Genomic DNA, 25,990 nt, shown 5'->3' with positions numbered 1-25,990 from the left:
GCGCAGCCAGCACCTGCCCCACCTGTGACACCGTCAGCGACCCCTGAAAGGCGCGGAAGTCTCCTCCATGTCGTCCGGCTCCTCCTCCAGCTCCGCGGGCAACTTCGTGCACCTGCACGTGCACACCGAGTACTCGATGCTCGACGGGGCGTCGTTGCTCGACGGCCTGTTCGCCCGGACCAGCGAGCTCGGCATGCCGGCGATCGCGATGACCGACCACGGCAACCTCCACGGCGCCTACGACTTCTACCGGCGGGCCAAGCAGCACGGCGTCAAGCCGATCATCGGCATCGAGGCCTACCTCACCCCCGGCACCATGCGCGGCGAGCGCCGCCGGGTCCGCTGGGGCCAGGGCGACCTCGCCGAGGAGGGCGGCAAGGACGTCGCCGGCGGTGGCGCCTACACCCACATGACGATGTGGGCGGAGACCACGGAGGGCATGCACAACCTCTTCCGGCTCGCGAGCCTCGCCAGCCTCGAGGGCTACTACTACAAGCCCCGGATGGACCGCGAGCTGCTCCAGCGCTTCTCCAAGGGCATCATCGCCAGCACCGGGTGCCTGTCCGGTGAGATCCAGACCCGGCTGACGCTCGGGCAGTACGACGAGGCGCTCCGCGCTGCCGGGGAGTTCCAGGACATCTTCGGCAAGGACAACTTCTACCTCGAGCTGATGGACCACGGCATCGCCGCCGAGCGGGCCACCCGCGAGGACCTGCGCAAGATCGCCGCGACGCTCGGCCTGCCGACCATCGTCACCAACGACACCCACTACACCAACCCCGAGGACGCCGACGGCCAGGACGCCCTCATCTGCGTCGCCTCCGGCAAGCGGCTGGCCGACACCAACCGGCTCAAGTTCGACGGCGGCGGCTACTACATCAAGTCCGCGGCCGAGATGCGTGAGCTGTGGGCCGAGGTCCCCGACGGCTGCGACAACACCCTCGAGATCGCCGAGCGGTGCAACGTGGAGTTCGTCGAGTCCACCGGTGGCTACATGGCCCGCGCCGACGTCCCCGAGAGCGAGACCGAGGAGAGCTGGTTCCGCAAGGAGGTGTGGCGGGGCATCGAGGCTCGCTACCCCGGCGACCGACTGACCCAGGAGGTCAAGGACCGGGTCGAGATGGAGCTCGGCGTCATCTCGCAGAAGGGCTACTGCGGCTACTACCTCGTGGTCGCCGACTTCATCCAGTGGTCCAAGGCCAACGGCATCCGCGTCGGCCCGGGTCGTGGCTCCGGAGCGGGGTCGATCGCCGCCTACGCCTTGAGCATCACCGACCTGTGCCCGCTCGAGCACGGCCTGTTCTTCGAGCGGTTCCTCAACCCCGAGCGCCCCTCGATGCCCGACTTCGACATCGACTTCGACGACGCCCGTCGCGGCGAGGTCATCAAGTACGTCACCGAGAAGTACGGGACCGAGCGGGTCGCCCAGATCGCGACCTTCGGCCGGCTCAAGGCCAAGGCCGCCATCAAGGACGCGGCGCGCGTCCTCGACCACGGCTTCGCGATCTCCGACCGCATCACCAAGGCGCTGCCCGCCGACGTGATGGGCAAGGGCGTCGCGCTCAAGGACATCTTCGACCCGCAGCACAAGCGCTACAACGAGGGTGGCGAGTTCCGCGCCCTGCACGACTCCGACCCCGACGTGCGCACGATCTTCCACACGGCGCTCGGCCTCGAGGGCCAGATCCGCAACTGGGGCGTGCACGCCGCCGGCGTGATCATGTCGAGCGAGCCCATCATCGACGTCGTCCCGATCATGGCCCGACCGCAGGACGGCGCCATCATCACCCAGTTCGACTACCCGATGTGCGAGTCGCTGGGGCTCGTCAAGATGGACTTCCTCGGCCTGTCCAACCTCCGGATCCTCGAGGACGCGCTGTCCAACATCCAGGTCAACCGCGACGAGACGGTCGTGCTGGAGGAGCTGCCCTTCGACGACCGGGCGACCTACGAGCTGATGGGCCGCGGCGACACGCTCGGCGTGTTCCAGCTCGACGGCTCGGGCATGCGCGCGCTGCTGCGCTCCCTGCAGCCCGACGCCTTCGCCGACATCACCGCCGTCAGCGCGCTCTACCGCCCCGGTCCGATGGGTGCCGACTCCCACAACAAGTACGCCCGCCGGAAGAACGGCCGCGAGGCGATCGAGCCGATCCACCCCGCGCTCGCCGAGGCACTCGAGCCCGTCCTGGGGGAGACCTACGGCCTGATCGTCTACCAGGAGCAGGTGATGGCGATCGCCCAGGTGCTCGCCGGCTTCACCCTGGGCGCCGCCGACAACCTCCGCCGCGCGATGGGCAAGAAGAAGAAGGAGGAGCTCGACAAGCAGTACGCCGGCTTCCAGGCCGGCATGCTCGAGCGCAACTTCCCCCAGGTCGCGATCGACAAGCTGTGGGAGATCCTGCTCCCGTTCTCCGACTACGCCTTCAACAAGTCGCACTCCGCCGCCTACGGCGTCATCACCTACTGGACGGCCTACCTCAAGGCCAACTACCCGGCCGAGTACATGGCCGCGCTCCTCACGTCCGTCAAGGACGACAAGGACAAGATGGCGATCTACCTCAACGAGTGTCGGCGCATGAAGATCCAGGTCCTGCCGCCCGACGTCAACGAGTCGCACGCCAACTTCACCCCGGTGGGCAACGACATCCGGTTCGGCCTCACCGCGGTGCGCAACGTCGGCAGCAACGTCGTCGACCGGATCGTCAGCGCCCGCGAGGAGAAGGGCCGCTACACCGACTTCAACGACTTCATGGACAAGGTCCCGGCGTTGGTCTGCAACAAGCGGGTCGTGGACTCGCTGATCAAGGCCGGCGCCTACGACGACATGAAGCACCGGCGTCGGGCGCTCTCGATCATCCACGAGGACGCCGTCGAGAAGTACGTCCAGGCGAAGAAGGACGACGAGAGCGGGCAGGACTCGCTCATCGACATGCTGATGCCGGACGACGTCGGAGCTGCTGGTGCGACCGTCGTGATCCCGGACGTCGAGGACTGGGACAAGATGACCCTGCTCGGCCACGAGCGGGAGATGCTCGGGCTCTACGTCTCCGACCACCCGCTGCTCGGCCTCGAGCACGTCCTCTCGCAGGGCACCGACTGCACGATCGGCCAGCTGATGCTCGACGAGGAGCGCGCCCACAACTCCACGCTCACCGTCAGCGGCCTCATCACCTCCGTCCAGCGCAAGATCACCAAGCGGGGCGACCCGTGGGCCACGATCACGCTCGAGGACCTCGACGGCGCGATCGACGTCCTCCTCTTCCCGAGCTCCTACACCCTGGCCTCGACGCTGCTCGTCGAGGACAACATCGTCCGGATCAAGGGCCAGCTCTCACGTGACAAGGACCAGCCCGAGCTCCGCGCCCAGGAGGTCACGGCACCCGACCTCACTCAGGGGCCGGCCGGACCGGTCGTGATCAGCCTGCCGTCGACCCGGTGCACCCCGCCGGTCGTCGCCCAGCTGCGCGACGTCCTCGGCACCCACCCGGGCATGACCGAGGTGCAGCTGCGACTGCTGACCCGGAGCTCGACCAAGGTGCTTCGCCTCGACGACAACCTGCGCGTCAGCCCGAGCCCCGCCCTGTTCGCCGACCTCAAGCAGCTGCTGGGGCCAGGCTGCCTGACGGGATGAGCGACGTGACAGCGCCCGCCGGCCCCGACGGCTCGACCAGCTCGACGGGCGAGGTCTCGGGGATCCTGCGTCGCGTGCTGTGGGTGCTCGCGCTCTTCGTCGTCGGCGGCGCGGCCGGTGGGGTGCTCTGGGAGCGGCTGTGGGACGCCCCGACGGGGCTGGCCTACCAGGGCCGCTGGTACCTCGAGCCCGCCGGGCCCGACTTCTCCTTCGAGGGCATCGCCCTCTACGTGCTCATCGCGTTCCCGCTCGGCCTCGCGCTGGCCGTGCTGGTCGGGCTGTGGCGCGGCCACGAGACCGTCACGGTGGTCGCGGTGCTCGTCTCGGCGGTCATCGCCGCGGCCGTGATGTACGCCGTCGGCACCGCGCTCGGACCGCCGGACCCGCAGGCGTTGGCCGCCGGCCGGCCCGACTACACCCCGCTGCCCGGCGACCTCGGCCTGACCGCCCCCGACGACGGGCGGGTGCGGTGGCACTCCACCGCACTCGTCGTCCTGCCCGCCGGCGCGATGGCCGGTCTGCTCGGTACCTATCTCTTGGGGAACAGAGGGTCCGCGCGGCGTTCGCGTGGGTAGGCTTGCGCCGCCCGCAAGTGGGCAGTCCCGGCAACGCCGGGACCCGTGCAACGGGGGAGCAGAGCGACATGAGCATGACACCGGGCGGTCCGGCCGACGGGCCTGAGTACCTCGACGGATCGGGGCCGGCTCGGACGGCGCCCGACAACGACAACAAGAAGCGACTGATCGCGGTGGGCGCGATCGTCGCCGGCGGTGCGGTCGTCGCGGGTGGCGCCTGGGCGGCCACCAGCTTCTTCTCCACGGGCGCGCAGCCGGCTGAGGCGCTGCCCGCCTCGACGGTCGCCTACTTCAGCGTCGACCTCGACCCGAGCGGCGGCCAGAAGATCGAGGCCATCAAGACGTTGCGCAAGTTCCCCGGGTTCACCGACAAGGTCGACCTGCAGACCGACGACGACCTGCGCGAGCGCTTCTTCGAGGAGCTCACCTCCTCGGGCGAGTGCGAGGGCCTCGACTACGACGCCGACGTCAAGCCGTGGCTGGGCTCGCGCGCGGCGATGGCTGTGGTCGACCTCGGTGAGGACGAGCCGACCCCGGTCGGGGTCGTGCAGACCACCGACTCCGGCAAGGCCGAGGACGGTCTGTCGGCGCTGGTCGACGCGTGCGGGGCCGGCGAGGGCGCCGAGGGCGACGTCGGCGGCTGGGTGGTCGACGGCGACTGGATCGTCGTGGCAGAGACCCCGGAGATCGCCCAGAAGGTCGTCGACGCGGCCGACGGCTCGACGCTCGCGACCAACTCCTCCTTCGAGGAGTGGACCGGCGAGGCGGGCGACGACGGCTTCATGTCGATGTACGTCGGCAAGGGGGTCACCAAGTACCTCGACGAGCTCGGTGGCATGGGCGGCATGGGGATGATGGGCATGCCCGGCGCGGCGATGGAGGACGAGAACTGGATGGCCGAGGAGCCACCCTCCGAGGAGGTCCCCGAGGAGCTCCAGCGGATGATCGACGACTTCGACGGCATGGCGGCGACCGTCCGCTTCGACGACGGCGCGGTCGAGGTCGAGTACGCCATGTCGAACTACCAGCCGGACATGACGAAGTTCCTCGACAGCCAGAACGGCGCCGACATGGTCGCCAGCCTGCCGGACGACACCGTCGCGGCCTTCGGCATGTCCCTCGAGGAGGGCTGGGCCGGCGCGATGCTCGACTACGTCAAGCGCAACCTGCCCGACGAGAGCGCGACGATCGACGAGCAGCTCGCGCAGCTCGAGTCCGAGACCGGCCTGGCCTTCCCCGAGGACATCGAGACGCTTCTCGGCAAGGGCCTGACCGTGTCGATGGGCAGCGGCCTCGACCCCGACGCCGTCGCCAACGGCGGCCCGGGTGAGGTCCCGCTCGGCATCCGCATCGACGGTGACGCCGACGAGATCCAGGCCGTCCTCGACAAGATCGCCGCACAGGCGGGCCCTGAGATGGCGGAGCTCATGCAGGTCACCGAGGGCGACGGCTACGCCGTGCTGGCGCTGCAGGAGGGCTACCGCGGTGACCTCGAGGGTGGGGGCGGCCTGGGCGACAGCGCTGCCTACTCCGAGGTCGTGGCCGACGAGGCCCAGTCGGTCATGTTCGTCAACTTCGACACCGACGACGACTGGTTGGTCCGCCTGACCGGCGACTCGCCGGAGGTCAGCAAGAACCTCGAGCCGCTGTCGGCGTTCGGCGTCAGTGGGTGGGTCGACGACGAGGTCGTCCACGGACTGGTGAAGGTTACCACCGACTGACCGGTCCGCGCCCCTCGCGGGACCGGGTCGAGCCGGTCGTCAGCGACCGATGGTGGCGGTCACCGCTCCGGTGATCGCCACCAGGTCCACTGGCGCGAGCTCGATGTCGAAGCCGCGCCGCCCGCCCGAGACCAGGATGGTGTCGTGGTCGAGGGCAGTCGTGTCGAGCACCGTGCGGTGGGCCCGCTTCTGCCCGACCGGCGAGATGCCGCCTGCGACGTAGCCGGTGGCGCGCTCGGCGGCGGCCACCTCCGCCATCACCGCCTTGCTCCCGCCGAGGGCGCGCGCCAGCGCCTTGAGGTCGAGCTGGCCCGTGACGGGGACGATCCCGACGACGAGCGAGCCGTCCAGTGACGCCAGCAGCGTCTTGAAGACCCGGGCGGGGTCGACGTCGAGCGCCTCGGCCGCCTCGAGCCCGTACCCTTCGTGACGGGCGTTGGACGCCCTCCTCAGGGACCGATCGGTCACCAGCGAGTCGTGCTCATAGGCGCGGACCTCGAAGGCGATGCCCGCGGCGGACAGCGCTACCGTGGCCGGCGTACCTCCGGCGCCGCGCGCCTTCTTCGCCATCAGCGAGGCCCGCGGGTCAGTTGGGGGACCAGGCGGTGCGGGCCACCTGGGTGGCCGGCAACGACGGGATGACGTTGATCGCCCGGAGCTCCTCGGTCAGCATCCGGGTCACCAGCGTGAGCCGCTCGGTGGCGTCCTCCGCCTCCAGCAGCGACTGCCGCTCCGCCATGGGCAGCGGTGCGAGGGCGGACAGCGTCCACGCGAGGTAGTCGGGGTCGCGGGGGAGCGTGCCGCTGTAGGGGTCGCCCTGCAGCTCGGTCATCGCCACGCGGAACGCGGTGAAGGTGGCGCGGGCCCGTTCGAGCACCTCGGACGGCACGTGCACCTCCGGCTCGGGGAGGACGGCGGCGAGGCCCTGCGGGTAGTCGCTGCCCCGCTGCATCTCCTCGAGGAGCAGGCGCTCGCGGGCGACGGCGACGATGTCGAAGGTCCCGTCGTCGCGCCGGTCGAACTCGGTCAGCTGCAGGACGCAGCCGACGCGGTAGACCGACTGGGCGCCGTGGTCGCCGACCTCGTAGCCCTCGCGGATCGCGACCGTGCCGAAGACCCGTTGCGCCGGGTCGTCCTCCTCCAGGAGGTGGCGCACCAGCATCCGGTAGCGGTCCTCGAAGACGTGGAGCGGCACGCTCATGCCCGGGAACACCACGGTGCTCAGCGGGAACATCGGCAGTGGGTCGCTCACACCCACGACACTAGTGGCCGGTGTCCACCCGACGCCCGCGACTTCGGCCCGACCCGCGGGGGAACCTAGAATCAGGGCATGTCCCTGATCCGTCGCATCGACCTGAGGGGCGCCGACGCGGCGTCCGTCGACTACCGCGCGAGCGTGCCTCGCGCCGAGTTCGACGTCGAGGCCGCCACGCATCAGGTGCAGCCGATCCTGGACGCGGTCCGGGCGCGCGGGGTGGAGGCGATCACCGAGTTCTCCGCCCGCTTCGACGGCGTGGAGGGCGACGACATCGCGGTGCCGCGCGAGGCCCTCACGACCGCGCTCGAGGGGCTGGACCCGGCCGTGCGGGCCGGTCTCGAGGAGTCGATCCGCCGCCTCCGCGCCACCTGCGAGGCCGAGCTCGAGCGCGACGTCACGAGTGAGGTCGCGCCCGGGGCCACCGTCACGCACCGCAAGGTGCCGATCGACCGCGTCGGCCTCTACGTCCCCGGCGGGCTCGCCCCGCTGGTGAGCAGCGTCGTGATGAACGTCGTGCCCGCGCAGGTCGCCGGGGTGCGCTCGATCGCGTTGGCGAGCCCGCCGCAGAAGAACCGCGACGGGCTGCCGGAGCCCACGATCCTTGCGGCCTGCGAGCTGCTCGGCGTCGACGAGGTGTACGCGGTCGGTGGCGCGCAGGCGATCGCCATGTTCGCCTACGGCGCCGGCCCCTGCGAGCGCGTCGACCTCGTCACCGGTCCGGGCAACATCTACGTCGCGGCCGCCAAGCGGCTGTTGCGCGGGGTCGTCGGCATCGACTCCGAGGCCGGTCCCACCGAGATCGCGATCCTGGCCGACGACACCGCGGACGCCGCGTTCGTCGCGGCCGACATGGTCAGCCAGGCCGAGCACGACCCGATGGCGGCGTCCGTGCTGGTGACCGACTCGCTCGAGCTGGCCGACGCGGTCGAGGCCGAGCTCGACAAGCAGGTCTTCGCCACCCGTCACACCGAGCGCATCCGCACCGCGCTGGGCGGGCGGCAGTCCGGCATCGTGCTGGTCGACGACATGGAGCAGGGCGTCGACGTCGTCGACGCCTACGCCGCCGAGCACCTCGAGATCGTCACCCGCGACGCCGCTGCCCACGCCGCACGCGTGCGCAACGCCGGCGCGATCTTCGTCGGTCCGTGGTCGCCGGTGTCCCTGGGCGACTACTGCGCGGGCTCCAACCACGTGCTGCCGACAGCCGGCTGCGCCTGCCACTCCAGCGGTCTCTCCGTGCGGGCCTTCACGAAGTCGGTGCACGTCATCGACTACTCGCGCGACGCGCTCGCCGAGGTCGCCGACCACGTCGTGACGCTGGCCGGGGCGGAGGACCTCCCTGGCCACGGCCAGGCGGTCAGCGTCCGGTTCGACAGCGACCGGTCACAGAGGTGAGCGGGCTGTTCCCACCGCTGCGCGAGGAGCTGCGGGGGATCGAGCCCTACGGTGCGCCCCAGCTCTCGCTCGAGCAGGCGCCCGTGCAGCTCAACGTCAACGAGAACCCCTACGGTCCCTCGCCGGAGGCGGCGGCCGACATCGCCCGCGCCGTCGGTGCGGCCGCGGTGTCGCTCAACCGCTACCCCGACCGCGAGTTCGTCGAGCTGCGGACCGCCCTGGCGGCGTACCTCGACACCTCCGGCGGCTCGGGCATCACCCCTGACATGGTGTGGGCGGCCAACGGGTCCAACGAGGTCATGCTCCAGCTGCTGCAGGCATTCGGCGGACCCGGGCGCGTGGCGCTGTCGTTCGCGCCGACGTACTCCATGTATCCCGAGTACGCCCGCGACACGATGACCGAGTGGGTGGCCGGCCACCGCGCCGAGGACTTCTCGCTCGACCTCGACGCCGCGCGTCGGCTGGTGGAGGAGCGTCGTCCGTCGGTCGTGCTCCTGCCCAGCCCCAACAACCCGACCGGGACGGCGCTGCCGCCCGAGGCGGTGACGATGCTGTGCGAGGCGGCCGCGTCCTACGAGTCCGGCGGCATCGTGGTGGTCGACGAGGCCTACGGCGAGTTCCGCCGCGCCGGTACCCCGAGCGCGCTCGAGCTGCTGCCGCGGCACCGCAACCTCGTCGTGACGCGCACCATGAGCAAGGCGTTCGCCCTGGCCGGGGCCCGGCTGGGCTACCTCGCCGCAGATCCCTCGATCTGCGACGCGATCCGGGTCGTCCGGCTGCCCTACCACCTCTCGGCCGTGACCCAGGCGACCGCGCTGGCGGCGCTGCGCCACGCTCCCGAGCTGCTCGGCAAGGTCGACGACCTCCGTGCCGAGCGTGACGCGACCGTGGCCTGGCTGCGCGACCAGGGACTCGAGGTCGCCGACTCCGACGCCAACTTCGCGCTGTTCGGTCGGTTCGCCGACCGGCACGTCGTCTGGCAGGGTCTGGTCGACCGGGGCGTGCTGATCCGGGAGACCGGCCCGGACGGGTGGCTGCGCGTGTCGATCGGGACGGCCGAGGAGATGGCGGCCTTCAAGAAGGCCCTGCTGGACACAATCGAGACGACGAAGGATCCCACATGAGCCGCACCGCGAAGATCGAGCGCACCACCAAGGAGTCCGGCGTCCTCGTCGAGGTCGACCTCGACGGCACGGGCCGCTCCGACGTCTCGACCGGCGTGGGGTTCTACGACCACATGCTCGACGCCTTCGCCCGGCACGCCCTGGTCGATCTCGTCGTCCAGACCAGCGGCGACACCCACGTCGACGCCCACCACTCGGTCGAGGACACCGCGATCGTGCTCGGCCAGGCGCTGCGAGAGGCCCTCGGCGACAAGGCCGGCATCCGACGCTTCGGCGACGCCACCGTGCCGCTCGACGAGGCGCTCGTCCAGGCCGTCGTCGACGTCTCGGGCCGTCCCTACTGCGTGCACACCGGCGAGCCGGAGGGCCAGGAGTACGTCGCCATCGGCGGCACCGGCGCCACCTACATGGGCTCCCTGACCCGTCACGTCTTCGAGACGATCTCCTTCCACGCCCACCTCGCGCTGCACGTGCGGGTGCTCGGCGGCCGCGACCCGCACCACGTGGTCGAGGCGCAGTTCAAGGCCTTCGCGCGCGCGTTCCGCGACGCCGTGGCGATCGACCCGCGCGAGACCGGTGTACCGTCCACGAAGGGCAGCCTGTGACTGCTCTTGGCGTCGTGGTCCTCGACTACGGCTCGGGCAACCTCCGCTCGGTCGTGCGCGCCGTCGAGCGCGCCGGGGCCACGGTCACCCTGACCAGCGACTTCGACACCGCGCTGGCGGCCGACGGCCTCGTCGTGCCCGGCGTCGGCGCGTACGCCGCCTGCATGGATGGCCTGCGCGCGATCAAGGGCGACCGGATCATCGGCCGGCGGCTGGCGGGCGGTCGCCCGGTGCTCGGGATCTGCGTCGGGATGCAGATCCTGTTCGCGCGGGGCGTGGAGCACGGGATCGAGACCGCGGGGTGCGACGAGTGGCCCGGCACGGTCGACCGGCTGCAGGCCGACGTGGTGCCGCACATGGGCTGGAACACCGTCGAGGCGCCGTCGGGCTCGCGCCTCTTCGCCGGCATCGAGGACGAGCGGTTCTACTTCGTGCACTCCTACGGCGTACGTTCCTGGGACCTCGTCACCAACGACCGCACGGTGGCCCCGCTGGTCACGTGGGCCGAGCACGGGGGAGACCGGTTCGTGGCCGCCGTCGAGAACGGTCCGCTGTCCGCGACCCAGTTCCACCCGGAGAAGTCCGGGGACGCCGGCGCCGCGCTGCTCGCCAACTGGGTGGCGTCGCTCCAGGAGTCGGTCCAGCCCTGAATTACCCCGAAATCGGGTCGCCGGCTCCGGCCTCCGCTCGCTAGCGTCCCGACATGACCGAGCAGCTCAGCATGAACCAGATCATCCACGCGGCGGTGCGCCGCGACGTGAGCCGCACCGAGCAGGCACTGCGCTCGCTGCCGGACGGCGACACGGCGCGCGCCCGCGAGATCCGGACGGCCTGGCGCAACCTGGTCCGTGAGCTCACCCACCACCACGAGGCCGAGGACGAGCACGTGTGGCCGTTCCTCCAGTCGCGGGGCGTCGACCTCACGCTCCTCGAGCAGATGGAGTCCGAGCACGTGGCGATGAAGCAGGCGCTGTCGTCGGTGTCGACCAGCCTCGACGCCGTCGTCGCCGCACCGTCCACCACCAACGCCTCGGCCGCGGCCGACGAGGTCGCGCGAGCCCGCGAGGTGATCAACGGCCACCTCGACCACGAGGAGCGTGACGTCGAGGGCCCGATGGGCGCGTTGCACGACGACGAGGAGTTCAAGGCACTGACGAAGAAGCTCCGCCCGGCGAGCCCCGTCGACGCGGCCAACTCCCTGGCCTGGATGCAGGACGGCGCGGGAGAGCGGGAGCGGTCGGCGCTGCGCGCGAACATCCCGGGGCCCGTCATCACGATCCTCACCCTGCTCGTCGCGCGCCGCTACCGTCGCGAGGTCGCGCCCGTCTGGCGCTGATCCCCGGCCCTCGGCGGAGGCGCGGACCTACCCATCCCGGGGGATTGCCGGGGATCCGGGCCGGGTCTACGTTCGGCTCACGGACCGCGGCGGCGTTGCCGCGCCGGGAGGGAGTCGTCATGGCTCAGCACCGTGCCCGCCTGCTCGCCGTCGTCGCTGCCTCGGCCGTCGCGCTCACCGTCGTCGGGACCCAGTCGGGTGCCCAGGCCGGGGGTCGCGGCGGGCACGGGCCGAATCCGCCCGACCGGCCCACGAAGGTCGTGGTCATCCTCGTCGACGCGCTCAGCAAGGAGATCGTCGACACGTACGGCATGCGCAACGTGCAGGCGCTCATGAAGGACGGCGTCGACACGCCCAAGGGCTACCTCGGCCACACCGGGTCGGTCACGGTCGTCACGCACAACGTGGTCACGACGGGTGCGTCGCCCAAGCACATGGGCTGGACCAACGAGGGCTACCGCGACGTCGACGGCCTGCTCGGCGCCCCCGGCGGCCTCTACATCACCAGCAACTTCGGCCGCGACCAGATGGCGCCGCTGCAGGCGGCGGCCGGCTACCCGCACCTGTCCGACTACCTCGACGACACCGGCAAGGTGTTCACGGTCAGCCCCAAGGGGTACGCCGCGTGGGGCCTGAGCGGTCCCGGCTCGGCGAACACCTCGACCATCACCTTCGGCAGCAAGACGTGCCCTGTCCCGGGGAGCAACCCTCCGGCGACCACGCGCCACCGCGCGCCCACGGGCTGGAACGTGCCGTCCTACATCTCGGCGGACTGCGGCTCGCGCTGGGTGGTGGCCCGCGACACGGCGTACGACACCCTCCAGTACCCGGCGCAGCTCTACCCCGCCACCGACAACCGCTACGTGGTCGGCAACGACCCGGCGCACCAGGGCGGGGACATCTGGGCGACCGACGCCGTCCTCGAGATCATGGGGCAGGAGGGCGACGGCTGGAGCGGCATCTTCGTCAGCCTGCCCGGCGTCGACAAGGCCGCGCACATGTGGGGAGGGGTCAACGACCCGGAGGGGGCGACCCCCGGCTACGACCCGATGACGCACATGGAGTACGCCACCGAGACCGCGGACGCCCAGGTCGGCCGGATCATGCAGTCGCTCGAGGACAGCGGCCAGCTCGACGACACGCTCGTCGTGCTCACCGCCGACCACGGCTCCGTCGCGGCTGACGAGGATCACTTCCACGGCGACTTCGAGCCGGTGAACGACTACGGCTACTTCAACTGGTACTACGGCTCGCCGGCCAACGACGTGCCGTACCTCCGCCCGCAGGAAGCACTGCTCCCGCTCATCGACGGCACCGACGACGGGACGGGGGAGACCAATGTCGGCCTCTCGTACAGCGACTCCTCGCTGAACGTGTGGCTGAAGGACCAGTCGCCCGAGGCGGTCGCCGAGGCGGCGGCCGTCATGGAGGACCTGGCCGACGTCACCGCGGTGTGGCAGCGCAACGGCGACCACTACGACCGCGTGACGCCGGTGCGCTGGGACCGGATGCACGGCGCCGATAAGCGGTGGTTCGCCACCAAGGCGCAGGAGCTCGTCGACACGCAGGCCGCCGACCACGGTCCCGACCTGATCGCGACGCTGCCTGACGACACGACGTACTCGGTCCTCGGCGACCACGGCGGCATCCAGCGTTCGTCGCAGCAGGTCCCTATCGTCTTTGCCGGCGCCAACACGTCGCACCAGGACCTGCGCGCGGAGGTGAGGTCGGTCGACATCATGCCGACGATCCTGCGGGCCATGGGCATCGGGGCGACCCACCCGATGGACGGGATCGCCTACGAGCTGCCGACCCTCAAGCGCGGCCGACCCTAGCGGTCGCGTTGGTCGCCCTCGGCCAGCGCCTTCAGGGTGAGCAGCTGCTTGCGCGCCATCACCAGGTCGCCGACGGAGAGAACCGGCGCCAGCAACCTGCTGGTGCGAGCCACCACCTTGAGCACGAGTCGTACGTCGCCCTCCCGCGGCAGGACGGCGTACGACAGGTGGGCGCCCATGATCGTCGCCGTCAGCTCGCGGCCGGGTTCGACCGCCACCACCCGCCCGTGGTCGCGGCCGAGGGCGCGGGTGAACGGGTCGCCGACGCGCGGCTCCGGAACGTCGCGCAGGTCGCGCGGTGACCGCCGGCCGAGGTTGTCGACGACGTCGTACGAGTAGGGCGCCAGGCGCACCTGCCGGACGCGGGCCCACACCGTCGTGGGCTCCGCGCGGACCGTGACGCCGCGCCACGCCTGCAGCGTCGGCGCGGTGACGAAGGCGTCGCACCCGTAGGGACGGCGCACCTCAGCGTCAGTGACACCCCACCGGTCGCCGATCACGCCGCCACGCTAGCGGTGGTCTCGTCCGCGGGGGACGCTCGATCCTCCCCACTCCCGGCACCCCACTGCCGGCCCCCTGCCTGTCAGCGTTCGCGCCCCGGAGCTGACGTTGAGAACTGCGGCCTCCCGACATCCGGGGCCGGCCTGGCCCGTCGCCCGGCCGCAGTTCTCCGAGAACGTGGCGACGAGGGCCGCGACGACGTCCGGCCGCGACCAGCCGGCACGTCTCGCCGGGCCACCACCCGGTGGGGGCGAAGAGCGGTCGCTCCTAGGATCGACCCATGCCCAGCACCCCCGAGCAGCCGTACCTCGAGCTCCTTCCCGCCGTGGACATCAAGGGCGGCCAGGCCGTCCAGCTGGTCCAGGGAGTGGACGGGTCCGAGAAGCGGTTCGGTGACCCCGTCGAGGCGGCGCTGCGGTGGCAGGAGGCCGGGGCGGAGTGGATCCACCTCGTCGACCTCGACGCCGCCTTCGGCCACGGGCACAACCGGGAGCTCCAGGCCCGGATCGTCGGCACCCTCGACATCCAGGTCGAGATGAGCGGCGGCATCCGCGACGACGAGTCGCTCGAGGCCGCGATGGCGGCCGGGTGCCGGCGGGTCAACATCGGCACCGCGGCGCTCGAGCAGCCCGAGTGGTGCGCCCGCGCCATCGCGACGTACGGCGACCGGGTCGCGGTGGGTCTCGACGTGCGCGGTACGACGCTGGCCGCGCGGGGCTGGACCCGAGACGGCGGCGACCTCTACGAGACGCTCGCCCGCCTCGACTCCGAGGGGTGCGCCCGCTACGTCGTCACCGACGTCAACAAGGACGGCATGCTGCAGGGTCCCAACCTCCAGCTGCTCCGCGACGTCTGCGCCGCGACCGACAAGCCGGTCGTGGCCAGCGGCGGCGTCACCACGCTCGACGACATCCGCGCGCTCATGACCCTCGTCGACGAGGGCGTGGAGGGCGCCATCGCCGGCACGGCGCTCTACGAGGGTCGCTTCACCCTCGAGGACGCCCTGGCGCTGACGAAGCCGGTGCCGTGAGCATGGAGTTCACTGACTACCACACGCGGCTGGCCGCCTACGTCCTGCTCGTCGACGAGGTCGACGGGCGGGAGTGCGTGCTGCTCGCGTGGTGGAACGGCGAGGGGCACAGCGACCCGGCCTGGTCCCTGCCCGGCGGTGGGATCGACTTCGAGGAGTCGATCCGAGACGGGCTGGTGCGCGAGGTCTTCGAGGAGACCGGCTACCACGTCGAGCCAGGTGCGCTCCTCGCCGAGGACTTCTTCACCGGTCAGGGGCGGACCTTCGACGGTCTGTTCCGCTCCCAGCGCTTCGTCTTCGAGGCGACGATCACCGGCGGCGAGCTGGGCACGACCGAGGTCGACGGGTCGACCGACCACGCGGCCTGGGTGCCGCTCGGCGAGCTCGACGCCCAGTCCCGCGTCGGCATCGTCGACGTCGCCCTGTCCGCCCGCGCACGCCAGCAGCGGCCATGAGCCTCGCGATCCGCGTCATCCCGTGCCTCGACGTCGACGGCGGGCGGGTGGTGAAGGGCGTCAACTTCACCGAGCTGCGTGACGCCGGTGACCCCGTCGAGCTCGCCAGGTTGTACGACGCCGAGGGCGCCGACGAGCTGACCTTCCTCGACATCTCCGCCTCCCACCAGGGCCGCGCCACCACGATGGAGGTGGTCAGCCGCTGCGCCGAGGAGGTCTTCATCCCCCTCACCGTCGGCGGCGGCGTCGGCAGCGTCCAGGACGTCGACCGGCTCCTGCGCGCGGGTGCCGACAAGGTGGCGGTCAACACCGCCGCGATCCACCGGCCCGAGCTGGTCGCGGAGATCGCCGACCGCTTCGGCAACCAGGTGCTCGTGCTGAGCGTGGACGCCCGACGCACGGCCGGCACGCAGAGCGGCTTCGAGGTCACCACGCACGGCGGACGCAAGAGCGCCGGGCTCGACGCGATCGAGTGGGCCGTGCGCGCCGCCGAGCTCGGGGCGGGCGAGATCCTGCTCAACGCGATGGACGCCGACGGCACGACCGACGGCTTCGACCTCGAGCTCATCCGCGCCGTACGCCGCGAGGTGGGCATCCCGGTCATCGCCAGCGGGGGAGCGGGCGCGGTCGAGCACTTCCCGCCCGCCGTCGCGGCCGGCGCCGACGCGGTGCTCGCAGCCACGGTCTTCCACTTCGGGACGCTGACCATCGGAGAGGTCAAGACCGGTCTGTCCACGGCCGGCCATGCGGTCCGCTGACGGCGGGCGCAGTCGTAGGATTCGGCCATGCTGAAGACCTCCCGGCGCGCGGCCAGGCGCCACCTCGCCGTCGTCACCCTCGCGTCCGCTGCGATCGCGCTGTCCGCGTGCGCCCCGACGGACGAGGCCGACAGCGGCAGCGACTCCGGCTCCGAGACCTCGGAGAGCTCGGAGTCCGAGGCGCCCGCCGCCGACGAGTGCACGCCCGACGCGATGGAGACCGTCGCCGACGGCACCCTGACGATCGCGACCGACGACCCCGCCTACGAGCCGTGGTTCGTCGACAACGACCCGACCAACGGTGAGGGCTACGAGTCCGCGGTGGCGTACGCCATCGCCGAGCAGCTCGGCTACACCCAGGACCAGGTCGCCTGGGTGAAGGTCCCGTTCAACAAGGTGGTCCAGCCCGGACCCAAGGACTTCGACTTCGACGTCAACCAGGTGTCCATCACCGAGGCCCGCCGCAAGGCCGTCGACTTCTCCTCCGGCTACTACGACGTGGTGCAGACCGTCATCACCAACAAGGGCAGCGCGATCGACGGCACCACCAGCCTCGCCGACCTCGCCGACGCCAAGCTCGGCGCCCAGGTCGGCACGACCAGCTACACCGCGATCACCGACCAGATCCAGCCCTCGCAGGACCCGGCCGTGTTCGACACCAACGATCAGGCGGTCCAGGCGCTCAAGAACGGCCAGATCGACGGCATCGTCGTCGACCTCCCCACCGCCTACTTCATGACCGCCGTGCAGCTCGACGACGGCGTCATCGTCGGCCAGCTCCCGCTCCCCGACGGTGAGCCCGAGCAGTTCGGCGCGGTCCTCGCCAAGGACAGCCCGCTGACCGACTGCGTCACCTCGGCCGTCGACACGCTGCGCGAGGACGGCGTCCTCGACCAGATCGGCCAGGAGTGGCTGGCCCAGCAGGGCGCTCCCGAGCTGTCCTGATGCCCGACCAGGTGGACACCGCCTGGGAGCCCTCCGAGGTCCAGCGCGAGCGCGACGAGTGGCGGCGCCGGCGCACGATCCGCAGCGCGGCCATCGCCTCGGGCAGCACGGTGCTGCTGCTCGTGGTCGTCGGCGGCCTGGTGGTTAGCTCGCCGGGCTGGGAGCGCGTCCAGGAGACGTACTTCGACTGGGACAAGGCCGTCTCGTCGTTCCCGGCGGTGCTCGAGGGCCTCTGGCTCAACATCCGCGTGATGGCGCTGTGCGCGGTCCTCATCGTCGCGTTGAGCCTGACGATCGCGGTGATGCGCACCATCCGCGGTCCCGTCGCCTTCCCGCTGCGCCTGGTCGGGACGGCGTACGTCGACGTCTTCCGCGGACTGCCGCTGCTGCTGGTGATCTTCCTGCTCGGCTTCGGCGGGCCCGCGCTCAGCCTGTCCGGGCTGCCCACCTCGGCCCTCTTCTGGGGATGTGCGGCCCTGGTGCTGTCCTACTCGGCCTACGTCGCCGAGGTGTTCCGGGCCGGCATCGAGTCGGTCCACCCGAGCCAGCGCCTGGCCGGGCGGTCGCTCGGCCTGACCTACGGGCAGACGCTGCGCCACGTCGTGCTGCCCCAGGCCTGGCGCCGGGTCATCCCGCCGCTGATGAACGACCTGGTCTCGCTCCAGAAGGACTCCGGCCTGATCGCCGTGCTCGGCGTCGTGGACGCGATCCGCGCGGCCCAGATCGAGACGGCCATCGACTTCAACTACACGCCGTACGTCGTCGCCGGCGTGCTGTTCTGCTGCCTGACCATCCCGATGGCCAGGCTCACCGACCGCTACGCCCGCAAGAAGGGCTACCACGGGGCAGGAGGGCACTTGTGACGACACCCGTGAACAGCGAGCACCGGTCCGAGCTGCTGCGCCTCGACGGCGTCCGCAAGTCCTTCGGCGACCACGTCGTGCTCCGCGAGGTCGACCTGACCATCGAGCCCGGCGAGTGCGTCGTGCTGATCGGTGCGTCGGGATCCGGCAAGTCGACGCTGCTGCGGTGCGTCAACCTCCTCGAGGTCGTCGACGACGGCGTGATCTCCTTCGAGGGCCGCGACATCACCGATCCGCGCGTCGACGGCGACGAGGTGCGCTCGCGCATGGGCCTGGTCTTCCAGGCCTACAACCTGTTCCCGCACCTCGACGTGATGGGCAACGTCACCCTGGCGCTGCGCCTGGTGCACGGGGTGGGCGCCGAGGAGGCGCGGTCCCGTGGCATGGCGATGCTGGAGCGGGTGGGCCTCGCCGCCAAGGCGGAGGCGCGCCCCGACGACCTGTCCGGCGGGCAGCAGCAGCGGGTGGCGATCGCGCGGGCGCTCGTGGCCAACCCGCGGCTGATGCTGCTCGACGAGGTCACGAGCGCGCTCGACCCGGAGCTCGTCGGTGAGGTGCTCGACCTGCTGACCGAGCTGAAGGCCGAGGGCGTGACCATGTTGCTCAACACCCACGAGATGGGCTTCGCCCGCGACGTGGCCGACGAGGTCTGCTTCCTGCACGACGGGCGCATCCACGAGCGGGGACGGCCCGAGCAGGTGCTCGGCGACCCCCAGCAGGAGCGCACGCGCTCCTTCCTCTCGCGGATCCGCGCGTCCTGATCGAGCGCCGATCGACCGCTGATCCAGCCCGGATCCAGCCCTCATCGAGACGCTTTTCGATTCGCGGAGTGTCGGTGCCGAGGAATAGCCTTGCCCGGTTGGTTGGTTGCGCTCGGCAACCGACCAGCGGAGACATCGGACGACGAGGAGGCGGGCGACACCTGTGGGCGACGACGCGGAGCTGCGGAGCACCACCACTCTCGACGGCTTCCGGGTCCTGTGGGTCGGCATCAAGCGCGAGCCCATCGTCTTCACGGTCGCGACGCTGGGAGCCGTGCTCTTCGGGGTGCTCACCGTGGCTGACGCGTGGGTGCTCGGCTGGGCCACCCAGCACGTCCTGATCCCCGCGTTCGACACCGGCGAGATCGGCACCGACATGCTTGTCATGGTGGTCGCCCTCTTCATGGGCGTGGCGATCCTGCGGGCGGTCGGCATCGTCGCCCGTCGCCTCGGCGGCGGCATCATGTACTACCGGATGCAGTCCCACACGCGCCGCGGCGTGACCCGGCAGTACCTCTCCCTGCCGATGGAGTGGCACCAGCGCCACCCGACCGGCCAGCTGCTCTCCAACGCCTACTCCGACGTCGAGGCGGCGTGGGCACCGATCATGCCCCTGCCGATGGCGCTCGGCACCGTCGTGATGATGGTCATCGCGGTGGTGCAGATGTTCATCGCCGACGTCGTGATGGCCGTGGTGGGCCTGCTCGTCTTCCCCGCCGTCGTCGCGGCCAACCTGCTCTACCAGCACTTCTCCTCCCCGCTGATGACCCGCGCCCAGGGGCTCCGCGCCGAGGTGAGCGAGATCGCCCACGAGTCCTTCGACGGCGCGATGGTCGTCAAGACGTTGGGGCGCGAGGTCGAGGAGACCGACCGCTTCCGTGCCAAGGCCCACGAGCTGCGCGACGTCAACGTGCGCGCCGGCCGGATCCGCGCGGTGTTCGACCCGACCCTGGCCAGCCTGCCCAGCCTCGGTGTGCTCGTCGTCCTGGCGGTCGGTGTCGCCCGCGTCTCCAGCGGGGCGACCGACGCCGGGGACGTGGTGACGGTCGCCTACCTCCTGACCATCGTGTCCTTCCCGATCCGGGCGATCGGGTGGCTGCTCGGCGAGTTCCCGCGCTCGGTCGTGGGCTACCGCCGCGCCAAGGCGGTGCTCGACGCGACCGGCAACATGGCCTACGGCACTGACGAGCTGCCCGTGCTCACGACGGGCGCCCTGCTCGAGGTCCAGGACCTCCACTACTCCTACGACGCCGAGGCGCCGCTGCTGCGTGGCGTCGACTTCGACGTACGTCCGGGGCGCACCGTCGCGCTGGTCGGCGCGACGGCCTCCGGCAAGAGCACGCTCACCAGCCTGATGACCCGACTGGTCGACCCCGACGCGGGCCGGATCCGCATCGACGGGCACGACGTCAAGGGCCTCCGCAAGGGCGCGTTGCCCCGCGACGTGGCGCTCGTGCCCCAGACGGCGTTCATGTTCGACGACACCGTCCGGGGCAACGTCACGCTCGGCGCCGACGTCTCCGACGCCGACGTGTGGGCCGCGCTGCGCACCGCCCAGGCCGACGGCTTCGTCGCCGCCCTGCCCGACGGCATCGACACCAAGCTGGGGGAGCGCGGCACCTCGCTCTCCGGTGGCCAGCGCCAGCGGCTCTCGCTCGCCCGTGCCCTCGTACGCCGTCCGCGGCTGCTGATCCTCGACGACGCCACGTCCGCGGTCGACCCGGAGGTCGAGGCGCGCATCCTGGCCTCTCTGCGCGACTCCCGCGACGGTCACGGGGACGGCGACGACGACGGCTCGGCCGCCTCGCTCGTCGTGGTGGCCTACCGCAAGGCGACCATCTCGCTGGCCGACGAGGTCGTGCACCTCGAGGACGGGCGCATCGTCGGACGGGGCACCCACGCCGAGCTGCTCGCCACCAGCCCGGCCTACGCCCAGCTGGTCAACGCCTACGAGACAGAGGCCCCGGAATGAGCACTGTCGCACCCACCTCCGGGACCCGGATGGACACCGGGGAGGACATCGGCGCCATGGCGACCCTCCGCCTCGGCATGAAGTACTCACCCGAGCTGCGCGAGGGCCTCGGGCTCACGCTGTTCTACGCCGTGATCGCCTCGTGCGGCCAGATCGTCGTGCCGATCGCGGTCCAGCAGACCCTCGACCGTGGGCTCAACGGTCCCGGCGGTCCCCGCCTCGACTACGTCGCCTGGATGGGGGTGCTCGCCGCCTTCGCGATCGCCGTGACGAGCTGGGCGTCCTACATGATGACCAGCCGGCTGTTCACCACCTCCGAGCGCGGGCTCGCGACGCTGCGCACCAAGGCGTTCCGCCACGTGCACGACCTCCCGCTGCTCACCCAGAACACCGAGCGCCGCGGCGCGCTGGTCTCCCGGGTGACCAGCGACGTCGACCAGGTGAGCCAGTTCCTCGTCTTCGGTGGCCTCATCTTCGTCGTCAGCATCGGACAGATGCTGGTCGCGACGGTGCTGATGGTGGTCTACAGCTGGCAGCTCGCGCTGGTGGTCTGGCTGTCGTTCGCCCCGCTGTTCCTCTCGATCCGCTGGTTCCAGAAGAAGCTGTCGGCCGCCTACACCGTCGTACGCCACCAGGTGGGCGTGCTGCTCGGCGCCATCTCCGAGCCGGTCGTCGGCGCCGCCGTCGTCCGCTCCTACGGCGTCGAGGACCGCACCCAGGCGCGCATCGACACCGCCATCCAGGACTGGCAGGACGCCTACACCCACGCGCAGACCTACACCGTCACGTCGTTCTCGCTCGGCGGCCTCTCGGCCGGCCTGGCCAACGCCGGCGTGATCGTGATCGGCGTGCTCCTCGGCTTCACCGGCGACATGACTCCCGGCCGGGTCCTCGCCTTCGCGTTCCTGGTCACCCTCTTCGTCGGGCCGGTGCAGATGGGCACCCAGATCCTCACCGACGCGCAGAACGCCATCGCCAGCTGGCGCCGCGTCCTCGGCATCCTCGAGACGCCTGCCGACCTCGTCGACCCGGGGGCCGACGGCGCGGAGCTCCCGCGTGGCCCGATCGACGTCCGCTTCGCCGACGTCAGCTTCGCCTACCCCGACGGGCCGCCGGTGCTCCGCGAGGTCGACCTGGCCATCGGCGCGGGCACCCGGGTGGCGATCGTGGGGGAGACCGGCTCGGGCAAGTCCACCTTCGCCAAGCTGCTCACCCGCCTGATGGACCCGACCGACGGCGCCGTGCTGCTCGACGGCGTCGACGTACGACGCATCGAGGCGCGGTCCCTGCGGCGCAGCGTCGTGCTGGTGCCGCAGGAGGGCTTCCTCTTCGACGACTCGATCACGGCCAACGTGCGCTACGGCAAGCTCGACGCCACGGAGGACGAGATCCGCGCCTCGGCGGTCGAGCTCGGCATCGACGACTGGCTGCGCGGTCTCCCGCGCGGGCTCCACACCCAGGTGGGCCAGCGCGGCGAGTCGTTGTCTGCCGGCGAGCGGCAGCTCGTCGCGCTGTTGCGCGCGCACCTCGCCGACCCCGACCTCTTGGTCCTCGACGAGGCCACCAGCGCCGTCGACCCGGCGCTGGAGATGCAGATCGGCCGCGCCCTCGAGCGGCTGATGCAGTCGCGGACGTCGGTCACCATCGCGCACCGGCTGTCGACGGCCGAGAGCGCCGACGAGGTGATCGTGGTCGACAAGGGACGGGTGGTGCAGCGGGGACCGCACCGCGAGCTCGTCACCCAGGCCGGCAGCGTCTACGCCGGCCTCCACGCGAGCTGGGTCGCGCAGCACTCGCGGGTGTAGCACCGCGACGCCGAGGCGGACCTCAGGAAGCGAGCAGCTGGCTGATGAGCATGTCGGCGTCGAAGACGTCGGACTCGGTGCCCGGGGAGACCACCGCGACGGTGCGCGCGATGAAGTCGACGACGTCCGCGGCACGGGCCAGCAGCACGAGGTGGCCGTCGGGGGAGCTGAGCTCGATGGAGACCATCGCGCGACCGCTCAGGCCGATCGCGGGGGAGACGTGGACGTCGCCCTCGCCGGAGGGGGCCTCGATACCACGGATCAGCAGGTCGCGACCGAAGGTCCACACGAGGTTGCCGTCAGAGGTGACGAACGTCATCGCGACCGCGAACGGGTCGGAGGCGGCATAGCTCAGCACGGTGTCGATCTCGTGGCGGATGCCGCGGTCGTCCATGCACTCGACGGTGATGTCCAACGCGACGTCGGACAGGGTGTGCCCGCTACCGGACAGGTTCATCGAGGGCTCCTTGTGATCGCCCGGAGTGAGGGATTCTCCGAGGTTGCGTGCTCATGAGACGGCATGCCGGGATGCTCGTGATGCAAAACGGCAAAAGATGACCCGGGCTGGTCCAGACCGGAACTTGATGCTGGCTCGGGGCGAACTTGACGGTAACCCGACCTTTCCGCTGCTGCGAAACTCCTGGTCCTCCCGGGTAGGTTCTTCTCATGACGGGGGCAGCGAAGCGGATCGGACTCGAGGTCCTGGGGTGGACCCTGCTGGTGCTCGGCGTGGCGGCGATCTTCCTGCCGGGCCCGGGGCTGCTCGGCATCTTCGCCGGCCTCGCGCTCCTGTCCCAGCAGTACGACTGGGCGGAGAGGCGGGTCGAGCCGGTCCGGCTGCGGGCGATGCTCGGCGCCGCGGAGAGCGTCGAGACCTGGCCCCGCATCGTCGCCTCCTGCCTCGGTGCGATCGTCCTCGCGGCGTGCGGCGTGCTCTGGATCATCAAGCCGCCGGCCCCGGACTGGTGGCCGGTGGCCGACACGTGGTGGCTGCCCGGTGGGATCTGGACCGGCGTCACCCAGGTGGCGTCCGCCGTCATCGCGGTCGGCCTGATCATCTACAGCTACCGGCGCTTCCACGGCCACCCCGAGAAGGCCGACGAGCTGCGCAGCGACATCAAGGCCCGCGGCCGCAAGACCGAGGACCGGCCCGTCGGGGCCGATACCTGACCCGGATTCCGACCCGGGCCGCTCGATGGGATACGGTTCTGCCGAGCTTGGGCGATTGGCGCAGTGGTAGCGCGCTTCGTTCACACCGAAGAGGTCACTGGTTCGAACCCAGTATCGCCCACCAAGATCACCGAGAGCCGCGCTACCACGTAGCGCGGCTCTGTTGTTCGCACCGAAGAGGTCACTGGTTCGAACCCAGCATCGCCCACCAAGATCAGCCGCAGCACCAGCGGCGGGATCCACCAACGGACGACTCATGGTCGGTACAACGACAGAGCATCACCGAGGTGACGCACCACGACCGAACCGGTCGCACCACCCGGGATCAGGGCGACCACGCCGAGCCTCTAGCCCACTGCTCGGCCGCCTCCATGACGAGGTCACATACCGGATCCTTGACGGCGTAGTACGCGTCCACGTCGGGATGCAGCCTCGCAAGTGCCACCTTCACCTGTGCGTAGGCAGCCGCGGCAGCAGGCGAGTGGCGAAGGTAGTCCCGGAACAGGAGGGCGTACCGGGTGTTGGCGCGGCCCGTCTCACGCACGTGCAGGTGGGTCGGCCGCCACGAGGCTGGTGCTCGGAAGTATCGCTTCTCCCACGCTGAGGGATCGTGCTGATCGCCAGGTGGAACGTGGTCGCTGGTGATGTCTGTCGTCGTGGCACCGAGGCTCTCGAACGCACGCGTCACAGCGGGGTCCGTCAGGTCCGAGACGGTGATCTGCACGTCGATGATGTCCTTGGCTGCCAGCCCTGGAACGGAGGTGGAGCCGATGTGGTCGATCCGCTGCGCGATGTCGCCCAGCGCCCCGTGCAAGGTTGCCTCCACCTGCGCGAAGTCGGCCGGCCACCTCGCGCTGTACGGCTTGATCACGATGCGACGGGATGCGGTCACGCCCGAAGTCTGGCATCACGCCGGCGGTCGAGCCCCACCCAGCGGCGGGCCTCGTCCGAGCTCACTGCGATGAGGATGAGGACGGTGATCGCGGTGCTCGTCAGGACGGAGAAGTGGACCTCGGCAGCGGCGCCGAGGTCGACCAGCTGCGTGACGGCCTCGACGGTGCACACGACCATGAGGGCGAACCGGGCCCACGCGTGGTGGGCGAGCATGAAGGCCCACAGGCCGACGAGGCACAGGGCGCTGATTCCCATCACGGCGATCTCGAAGGTCGAAGCGGTGGCGGGGACGCTGGCGCCCTGGACGACGGCGGCGAACACGGTCGTCAGGGTGACGGCCGCCTTGCCCATGCTCATCACGGCCGCTGCCAGGAGGGCCGGCGGCGGTACGCGGTGGGACACCGCGCGGGACAACGCATCGCTCTCCGGCTGCCCCTGGTCCGGCTCCGGTGCGCGGAGGCTGGTCAGGTCCAGGATCGGCAGGCTGCCGTCGGTCCGTACGACGTCGCCTCCACCGTTGCGGGTGGTGAAGGCGCTGGAGTAGTCCGTGATGATGCGCAGCGAGGCGTCCGGAACCGCGTACCGGACCGTGTCGATGACGTAGTCGCGCTCGATGTCGATGTCGGCGTCCACACGGTGCGTCACCTGGAGGGTGAACAGGGAGATCCCGACTGCCCTGTCGTACGTCGCTGCGGCGAGCCACTCCACCTCGAACCCACCGGGCAGCTTCCAGCCGTCGGGGACCGGCCAGAAGCGCACGTGGTGGCGTTGCGCCGGGTTGCCGTCGACCTCCTGCTGGTAGGCGAAGGCCTGCCGCTGCCCGAAGAGGAAGAGCGACGAGACGGGCGCTTCCGGGTAGGGGCGGCGCAGCACCGACGAGACCACGATCCGCCACGAGGAGCGGATCGTGAGCTCATCGGCACGGGTCCAGCCGGCTCGGACCATGGCAGCGTGGATGTCTGCCTCGTTGCCGTCGACGGCCAGGTTGATCGGGTCACCGAGCACACCGATGTCGGTGAGGGAGCGCCCGATGAAGTAGTCGGGCACGTAGATCTTGGACAGCACCTCCTGGAGGCGAGGGAGCCCCACGTAGGCCAGCAGCACCCAGAACAGGAACACCGAGCCGATGACGTACCAACCGTCGTTGAGGCCGGCGGTGACCACGATCCACCCCAACCACATGACGAGCACCGTCCCGATCACGAAGAAGGCACCGTCGACGATCTGCTGGACCGGCCAGAGCGGGGTGCCCGAGACGTCGTCCGGCGCCAGCTCGAACGTGGGAGGCGATGCCGGAGGCGGTGTGTCCACCCGATCACCGCGGCGCCAGTCGTCGGCGGGATCTATCGCCATGCG

The 25,990-nt window shown here is 70.8% G+C and carries 24 protein-coding genes and 1 tRNA gene; 19 read left to right on the top strand and 6 right to left on the bottom strand.

Features of this window, described 5'->3' with window-relative positions; genetic code table 11:
* The first annotated feature begins 67 nt into the window (after positions 1-67).
* The 3 genes from dnaE (at position 68) to ACFQW6_RS07945 (ending at position 5,927) form a co-directional block, all read left to right on the top strand.
* The gene (dnaE, locus tag ACFQW6_RS07955; protein WP_378543020.1) at positions 68-3,631 is read left to right on the top strand and encodes a DNA polymerase III subunit alpha; all 3,564 of its coding nucleotides are present in this window, start codon (positions 68-70) and stop codon (positions 3,629-3,631) included.
* A complete protein-coding gene (locus ACFQW6_RS07950) occupies positions 3,628-4,206 on the top strand; it encodes a hypothetical protein (RefSeq protein WP_378543018.1) in 579 nt (192 codons plus the stop codon). The genes dnaE and ACFQW6_RS07950 overlap by 4 nt, the downstream gene beginning before the upstream one ends.
* A gap of 68 nt (positions 4,207-4,274) precedes the next feature.
* Entirely contained in the window at positions 4,275-5,927 is a 1,653-nt protein-coding gene (locus ACFQW6_RS07945) for a DUF3352 domain-containing protein (protein ID WP_378543016.1), read from the top strand.
* Between the two features lie 39 nt (positions 5,928-5,966).
* On the opposite strand, the gene ACFQW6_RS07940 is transcribed toward ACFQW6_RS07945, so the two are convergent.
* A complete protein-coding gene (locus tag ACFQW6_RS07940) occupies positions 5,967-6,497 on the bottom strand; it encodes an aminoacyl-tRNA deacylase (RefSeq protein WP_378543014.1) in 531 nt (176 codons plus the stop codon).
* 16 nt (positions 6,498-6,513) lie between these two features.
* Positions 6,514-7,179 carry an LON peptidase substrate-binding domain-containing protein gene (locus tag ACFQW6_RS07935; RefSeq protein WP_378543012.1) on the bottom strand — a complete coding sequence of 222 codons (666 nt, stop codon included), beginning with the start codon at positions 7,177-7,179 and terminating at the stop codon, positions 6,514-6,516.
* 84 nt (positions 7,180-7,263) lie between these two features.
* Here ACFQW6_RS07935 and hisD point away from each other — a divergent pair, with 84 nt between their 5' ends.
* From hisD to ACFQW6_RS07905, 6 genes are all read left to right on the top strand, one after another.
* Complete coding sequence (hisD, locus tag ACFQW6_RS07930) at positions 7,264-8,580, top strand: histidinol dehydrogenase (protein ID WP_378543614.1); 1,317 nt, start codon at positions 7,264-7,266, stop codon at positions 8,578-8,580.
* A 5-nt stretch (positions 8,581-8,585) separates the two neighbouring features.
* Positions 8,586-9,704 carry a histidinol-phosphate transaminase gene (locus tag ACFQW6_RS07925; RefSeq protein ID WP_378543611.1) on the top strand — a complete coding sequence of 373 codons (1,119 nt, stop codon included), beginning with the start codon at positions 8,586-8,588 and terminating at the stop codon, positions 9,702-9,704.
* A complete protein-coding gene (hisB, locus tag ACFQW6_RS07920) occupies positions 9,701-10,309 on the top strand; it encodes an imidazoleglycerol-phosphate dehydratase HisB (protein ID WP_378543010.1) in 609 nt (202 codons plus the stop codon). The genes ACFQW6_RS07925 and hisB overlap by 4 nt, the downstream gene beginning before the upstream one ends.
* A complete protein-coding gene (hisH, locus tag ACFQW6_RS07915; RefSeq protein ID WP_378543008.1) occupies positions 10,306-10,959 on the top strand; it encodes an imidazole glycerol phosphate synthase subunit HisH in 654 nt (217 codons plus the stop codon). The genes hisB and hisH overlap by 4 nt, the downstream gene beginning before the upstream one ends.
* A gap of 53 nt (positions 10,960-11,012) precedes the next feature.
* A complete protein-coding gene (locus tag ACFQW6_RS07910; protein WP_378543006.1) occupies positions 11,013-11,645 on the top strand; it encodes a hemerythrin domain-containing protein in 633 nt (210 codons plus the stop codon).
* Positions 11,646-11,764: 119 nt separating this feature from the next.
* A complete protein-coding gene (locus ACFQW6_RS07905) occupies positions 11,765-13,480 on the top strand; it encodes an alkaline phosphatase family protein (protein ID WP_378543004.1) in 1,716 nt (571 codons plus the stop codon).
* Here ACFQW6_RS07905 and ACFQW6_RS07900 read toward each other — a convergent pair.
* Positions 13,477-13,980, bottom strand: coding sequence for a hypothetical protein (locus ACFQW6_RS07900; protein WP_378543002.1), 504 nt, complete (start codon positions 13,978-13,980; stop codon positions 13,477-13,479). The two genes, ACFQW6_RS07905 and ACFQW6_RS07900, sit on opposite strands and share 4 nt — an antisense overlap.
* 281 nt (positions 13,981-14,261) lie before the next feature.
* Here ACFQW6_RS07900 and priA point away from each other — a divergent pair, with 281 nt between their 5' ends.
* The 8 genes from priA (at position 14,262) to ACFQW6_RS07860 (ending at position 22,570) form a co-directional block, all read left to right on the top strand.
* Positions 14,262-15,011, top strand: coding sequence for a bifunctional 1-(5-phosphoribosyl)-5-((5-phosphoribosylamino)methylideneamino)imidazole-4-carboxamide isomerase/phosphoribosylanthranilate isomerase PriA (gene priA, locus ACFQW6_RS07895; protein WP_191196933.1), 750 nt, complete (start codon positions 14,262-14,264; stop codon positions 15,009-15,011).
* Positions 15,012-15,013: 2 nt separating this feature from the next.
* On the top strand, positions 15,014-15,466 hold the full coding sequence (locus ACFQW6_RS07890; protein WP_378543000.1) for an NUDIX domain-containing protein: 453 nt from the start codon (positions 15,014-15,016) through the stop codon (positions 15,464-15,466).
* Positions 15,463-16,224, top strand: a complete 762-nt coding sequence (gene hisF / locus ACFQW6_RS07885) for an imidazole glycerol phosphate synthase subunit HisF (protein ID WP_378542998.1) — start codon at positions 15,463-15,465, stop codon at positions 16,222-16,224. The genes ACFQW6_RS07890 and hisF overlap by 4 nt, the downstream gene beginning before the upstream one ends.
* A gap of 27 nt (positions 16,225-16,251) precedes the next feature.
* Positions 16,252-17,169: an ABC transporter substrate-binding protein gene (locus ACFQW6_RS07880; protein ID WP_378542996.1), complete on the top strand. Its 918-nt coding sequence runs from the start codon at positions 16,252-16,254 to the stop codon at positions 17,167-17,169.
* The gene (locus ACFQW6_RS07875; RefSeq protein ID WP_378542994.1) at positions 17,169-18,032 is read left to right on the top strand and encodes an amino acid ABC transporter permease; all 864 of its coding nucleotides are present in this window, start codon (positions 17,169-17,171) and stop codon (positions 18,030-18,032) included. Before ACFQW6_RS07880 ends, ACFQW6_RS07875 begins: the two co-directional genes overlap by 1 nt.
* Positions 18,029-18,793, top strand: coding sequence for an amino acid ABC transporter ATP-binding protein (locus tag ACFQW6_RS07870; RefSeq protein ID WP_378542992.1), 765 nt, complete (start codon positions 18,029-18,031; stop codon positions 18,791-18,793). The genes ACFQW6_RS07875 and ACFQW6_RS07870 overlap by 4 nt, the downstream gene beginning before the upstream one ends.
* Before the next feature lie 163 nt (positions 18,794-18,956).
* The gene (locus ACFQW6_RS07865) at positions 18,957-20,765 is read left to right on the top strand and encodes an ABC transporter ATP-binding protein (protein WP_378542990.1); all 1,809 of its coding nucleotides are present in this window, start codon (positions 18,957-18,959) and stop codon (positions 20,763-20,765) included.
* The gene (locus ACFQW6_RS07860) at positions 20,762-22,570 is read left to right on the top strand and encodes an ABC transporter ATP-binding protein (RefSeq protein WP_378542988.1); all 1,809 of its coding nucleotides are present in this window, start codon (positions 20,762-20,764) and stop codon (positions 22,568-22,570) included. Before ACFQW6_RS07865 ends, ACFQW6_RS07860 begins: the two co-directional genes overlap by 4 nt.
* Positions 22,571-22,592: 22 nt before the next feature.
* Here ACFQW6_RS07860 and ACFQW6_RS07855 read toward each other — a convergent pair whose 3' ends face one another.
* A complete protein-coding gene (locus tag ACFQW6_RS07855; RefSeq protein WP_378542986.1) occupies positions 22,593-23,027 on the bottom strand; it encodes an SsgA family sporulation/cell division regulator in 435 nt (144 codons plus the stop codon).
* Positions 23,028-23,236: 209 nt separating this feature from the next.
* Here ACFQW6_RS07855 and ACFQW6_RS07850 point away from each other — a divergent pair, with 209 nt between their 5' ends.
* Both ACFQW6_RS07850 and ACFQW6_RS07845 read left to right on the top strand, forming a co-directional pair.
* The gene (locus tag ACFQW6_RS07850) at positions 23,237-23,740 is read left to right on the top strand and encodes a PGPGW domain-containing protein (RefSeq protein ID WP_378542984.1); all 504 of its coding nucleotides are present in this window, start codon (positions 23,237-23,239) and stop codon (positions 23,738-23,740) included.
* Between the two features lie 49 nt (positions 23,741-23,789).
* Positions 23,790-23,864, top strand: a tRNA-Val gene (locus tag ACFQW6_RS07845).
* A 201-nt stretch (positions 23,865-24,065) separates the two neighbouring features.
* Here ACFQW6_RS07845 and ACFQW6_RS07840 read toward each other — a convergent pair.
* Positions 24,066-24,632: a GrpB family protein gene (locus ACFQW6_RS07840; RefSeq protein ID WP_378542982.1), complete on the bottom strand. Its 567-nt coding sequence runs from the start codon at positions 24,630-24,632 to the stop codon at positions 24,066-24,068.
* Complete coding sequence (locus tag ACFQW6_RS07835; protein WP_378542980.1) at positions 24,629-25,987, bottom strand: LssY C-terminal domain-containing protein; 1,359 nt, start codon at positions 25,985-25,987, stop codon at positions 24,629-24,631. The genes ACFQW6_RS07840 and ACFQW6_RS07835 overlap by 4 nt, the downstream gene beginning before the upstream one ends.
* Positions 25,988-25,990: the final 3 nt, after the last annotated feature.

Origin of the sequence: Nocardioides sp. GCM10028917 (genome assembly GCF_042666175.1) — a bacterium.
In the GTDB taxonomy this organism is placed as follows: Bacteria; Actinomycetota; Actinomycetes; order Propionibacteriales; family Nocardioidaceae; genus Nocardioides.
The sequence above is the reverse complement of the archived record's forward strand: the minus strand, read 5'-3'. Positions and strand labels throughout refer to the sequence as shown.

What these genes read in the sequence shown, in the direction of transcription:
- ACFQW6_RS07855 (WP_378542986.1), bottom strand. Translation starts at nt 23,027, where the DNA reads ATGAACCTGTCCGGTAGCGGGCACACCCTGTCCGACGTCGCGTTGGAC.
- priA (WP_191196933.1), top strand. Translation starts at nt 14,262, where the DNA reads ATGCCCAGCACCCCCGAGCAGCCGTACCTCGAGCTCCTTCCCGCCGTG.
- dnaE (WP_378543020.1), top strand. Translation starts at nt 68, where the DNA reads ATGTCGTCCGGCTCCTCCTCCAGCTCCGCGGGCAACTTCGTGCACCTG.
- ACFQW6_RS07950 (WP_378543018.1), top strand. Translation starts at nt 3,628, where the DNA reads ATGAGCGACGTGACAGCGCCCGCCGGCCCCGACGGCTCGACCAGCTCG.
- ACFQW6_RS07850 (WP_378542984.1), top strand. Translation starts at nt 23,237, where the DNA reads ATGACGGGGGCAGCGAAGCGGATCGGACTCGAGGTCCTGGGGTGGACC.
- hisF (WP_378542998.1), top strand. Translation starts at nt 15,463, where the DNA reads ATGAGCCTCGCGATCCGCGTCATCCCGTGCCTCGACGTCGACGGCGGG.
- hisB (WP_378543010.1), top strand. Translation starts at nt 9,701, where the DNA reads ATGAGCCGCACCGCGAAGATCGAGCGCACCACCAAGGAGTCCGGCGTC.
- ACFQW6_RS07940 (WP_378543014.1), bottom strand. Translation starts at nt 6,497, where the DNA reads ATGGCGAAGAAGGCGCGCGGCGCCGGAGGTACGCCGGCCACGGTAGCG.
- ACFQW6_RS07860 (WP_378542988.1), top strand. Translation starts at nt 20,762, where the DNA reads ATGAGCACTGTCGCACCCACCTCCGGGACCCGGATGGACACCGGGGAG.
- ACFQW6_RS07945 (WP_378543016.1), top strand. Translation starts at nt 4,275, where the DNA reads ATGAGCATGACACCGGGCGGTCCGGCCGACGGGCCTGAGTACCTCGAC.
- ACFQW6_RS07875 (WP_378542994.1), top strand. Translation starts at nt 17,169, where the DNA reads ATGCCCGACCAGGTGGACACCGCCTGGGAGCCCTCCGAGGTCCAGCGC.
- ACFQW6_RS07905 (WP_378543004.1), top strand. Translation starts at nt 11,765, where the DNA reads ATGGCTCAGCACCGTGCCCGCCTGCTCGCCGTCGTCGCTGCCTCGGCC.
- ACFQW6_RS07910 (WP_378543006.1), top strand. Translation starts at nt 11,013, where the DNA reads ATGACCGAGCAGCTCAGCATGAACCAGATCATCCACGCGGCGGTGCGC.
- ACFQW6_RS07835 (WP_378542980.1), bottom strand. Translation starts at nt 25,987, where the DNA reads ATGGCGATAGATCCCGCCGACGACTGGCGCCGCGGTGATCGGGTGGAC.
- ACFQW6_RS07890 (WP_378543000.1), top strand. Translation starts at nt 15,014, where the DNA reads ATGGAGTTCACTGACTACCACACGCGGCTGGCCGCCTACGTCCTGCTC.
- ACFQW6_RS07880 (WP_378542996.1), top strand. Translation starts at nt 16,252, where the DNA reads ATGCTGAAGACCTCCCGGCGCGCGGCCAGGCGCCACCTCGCCGTCGTC.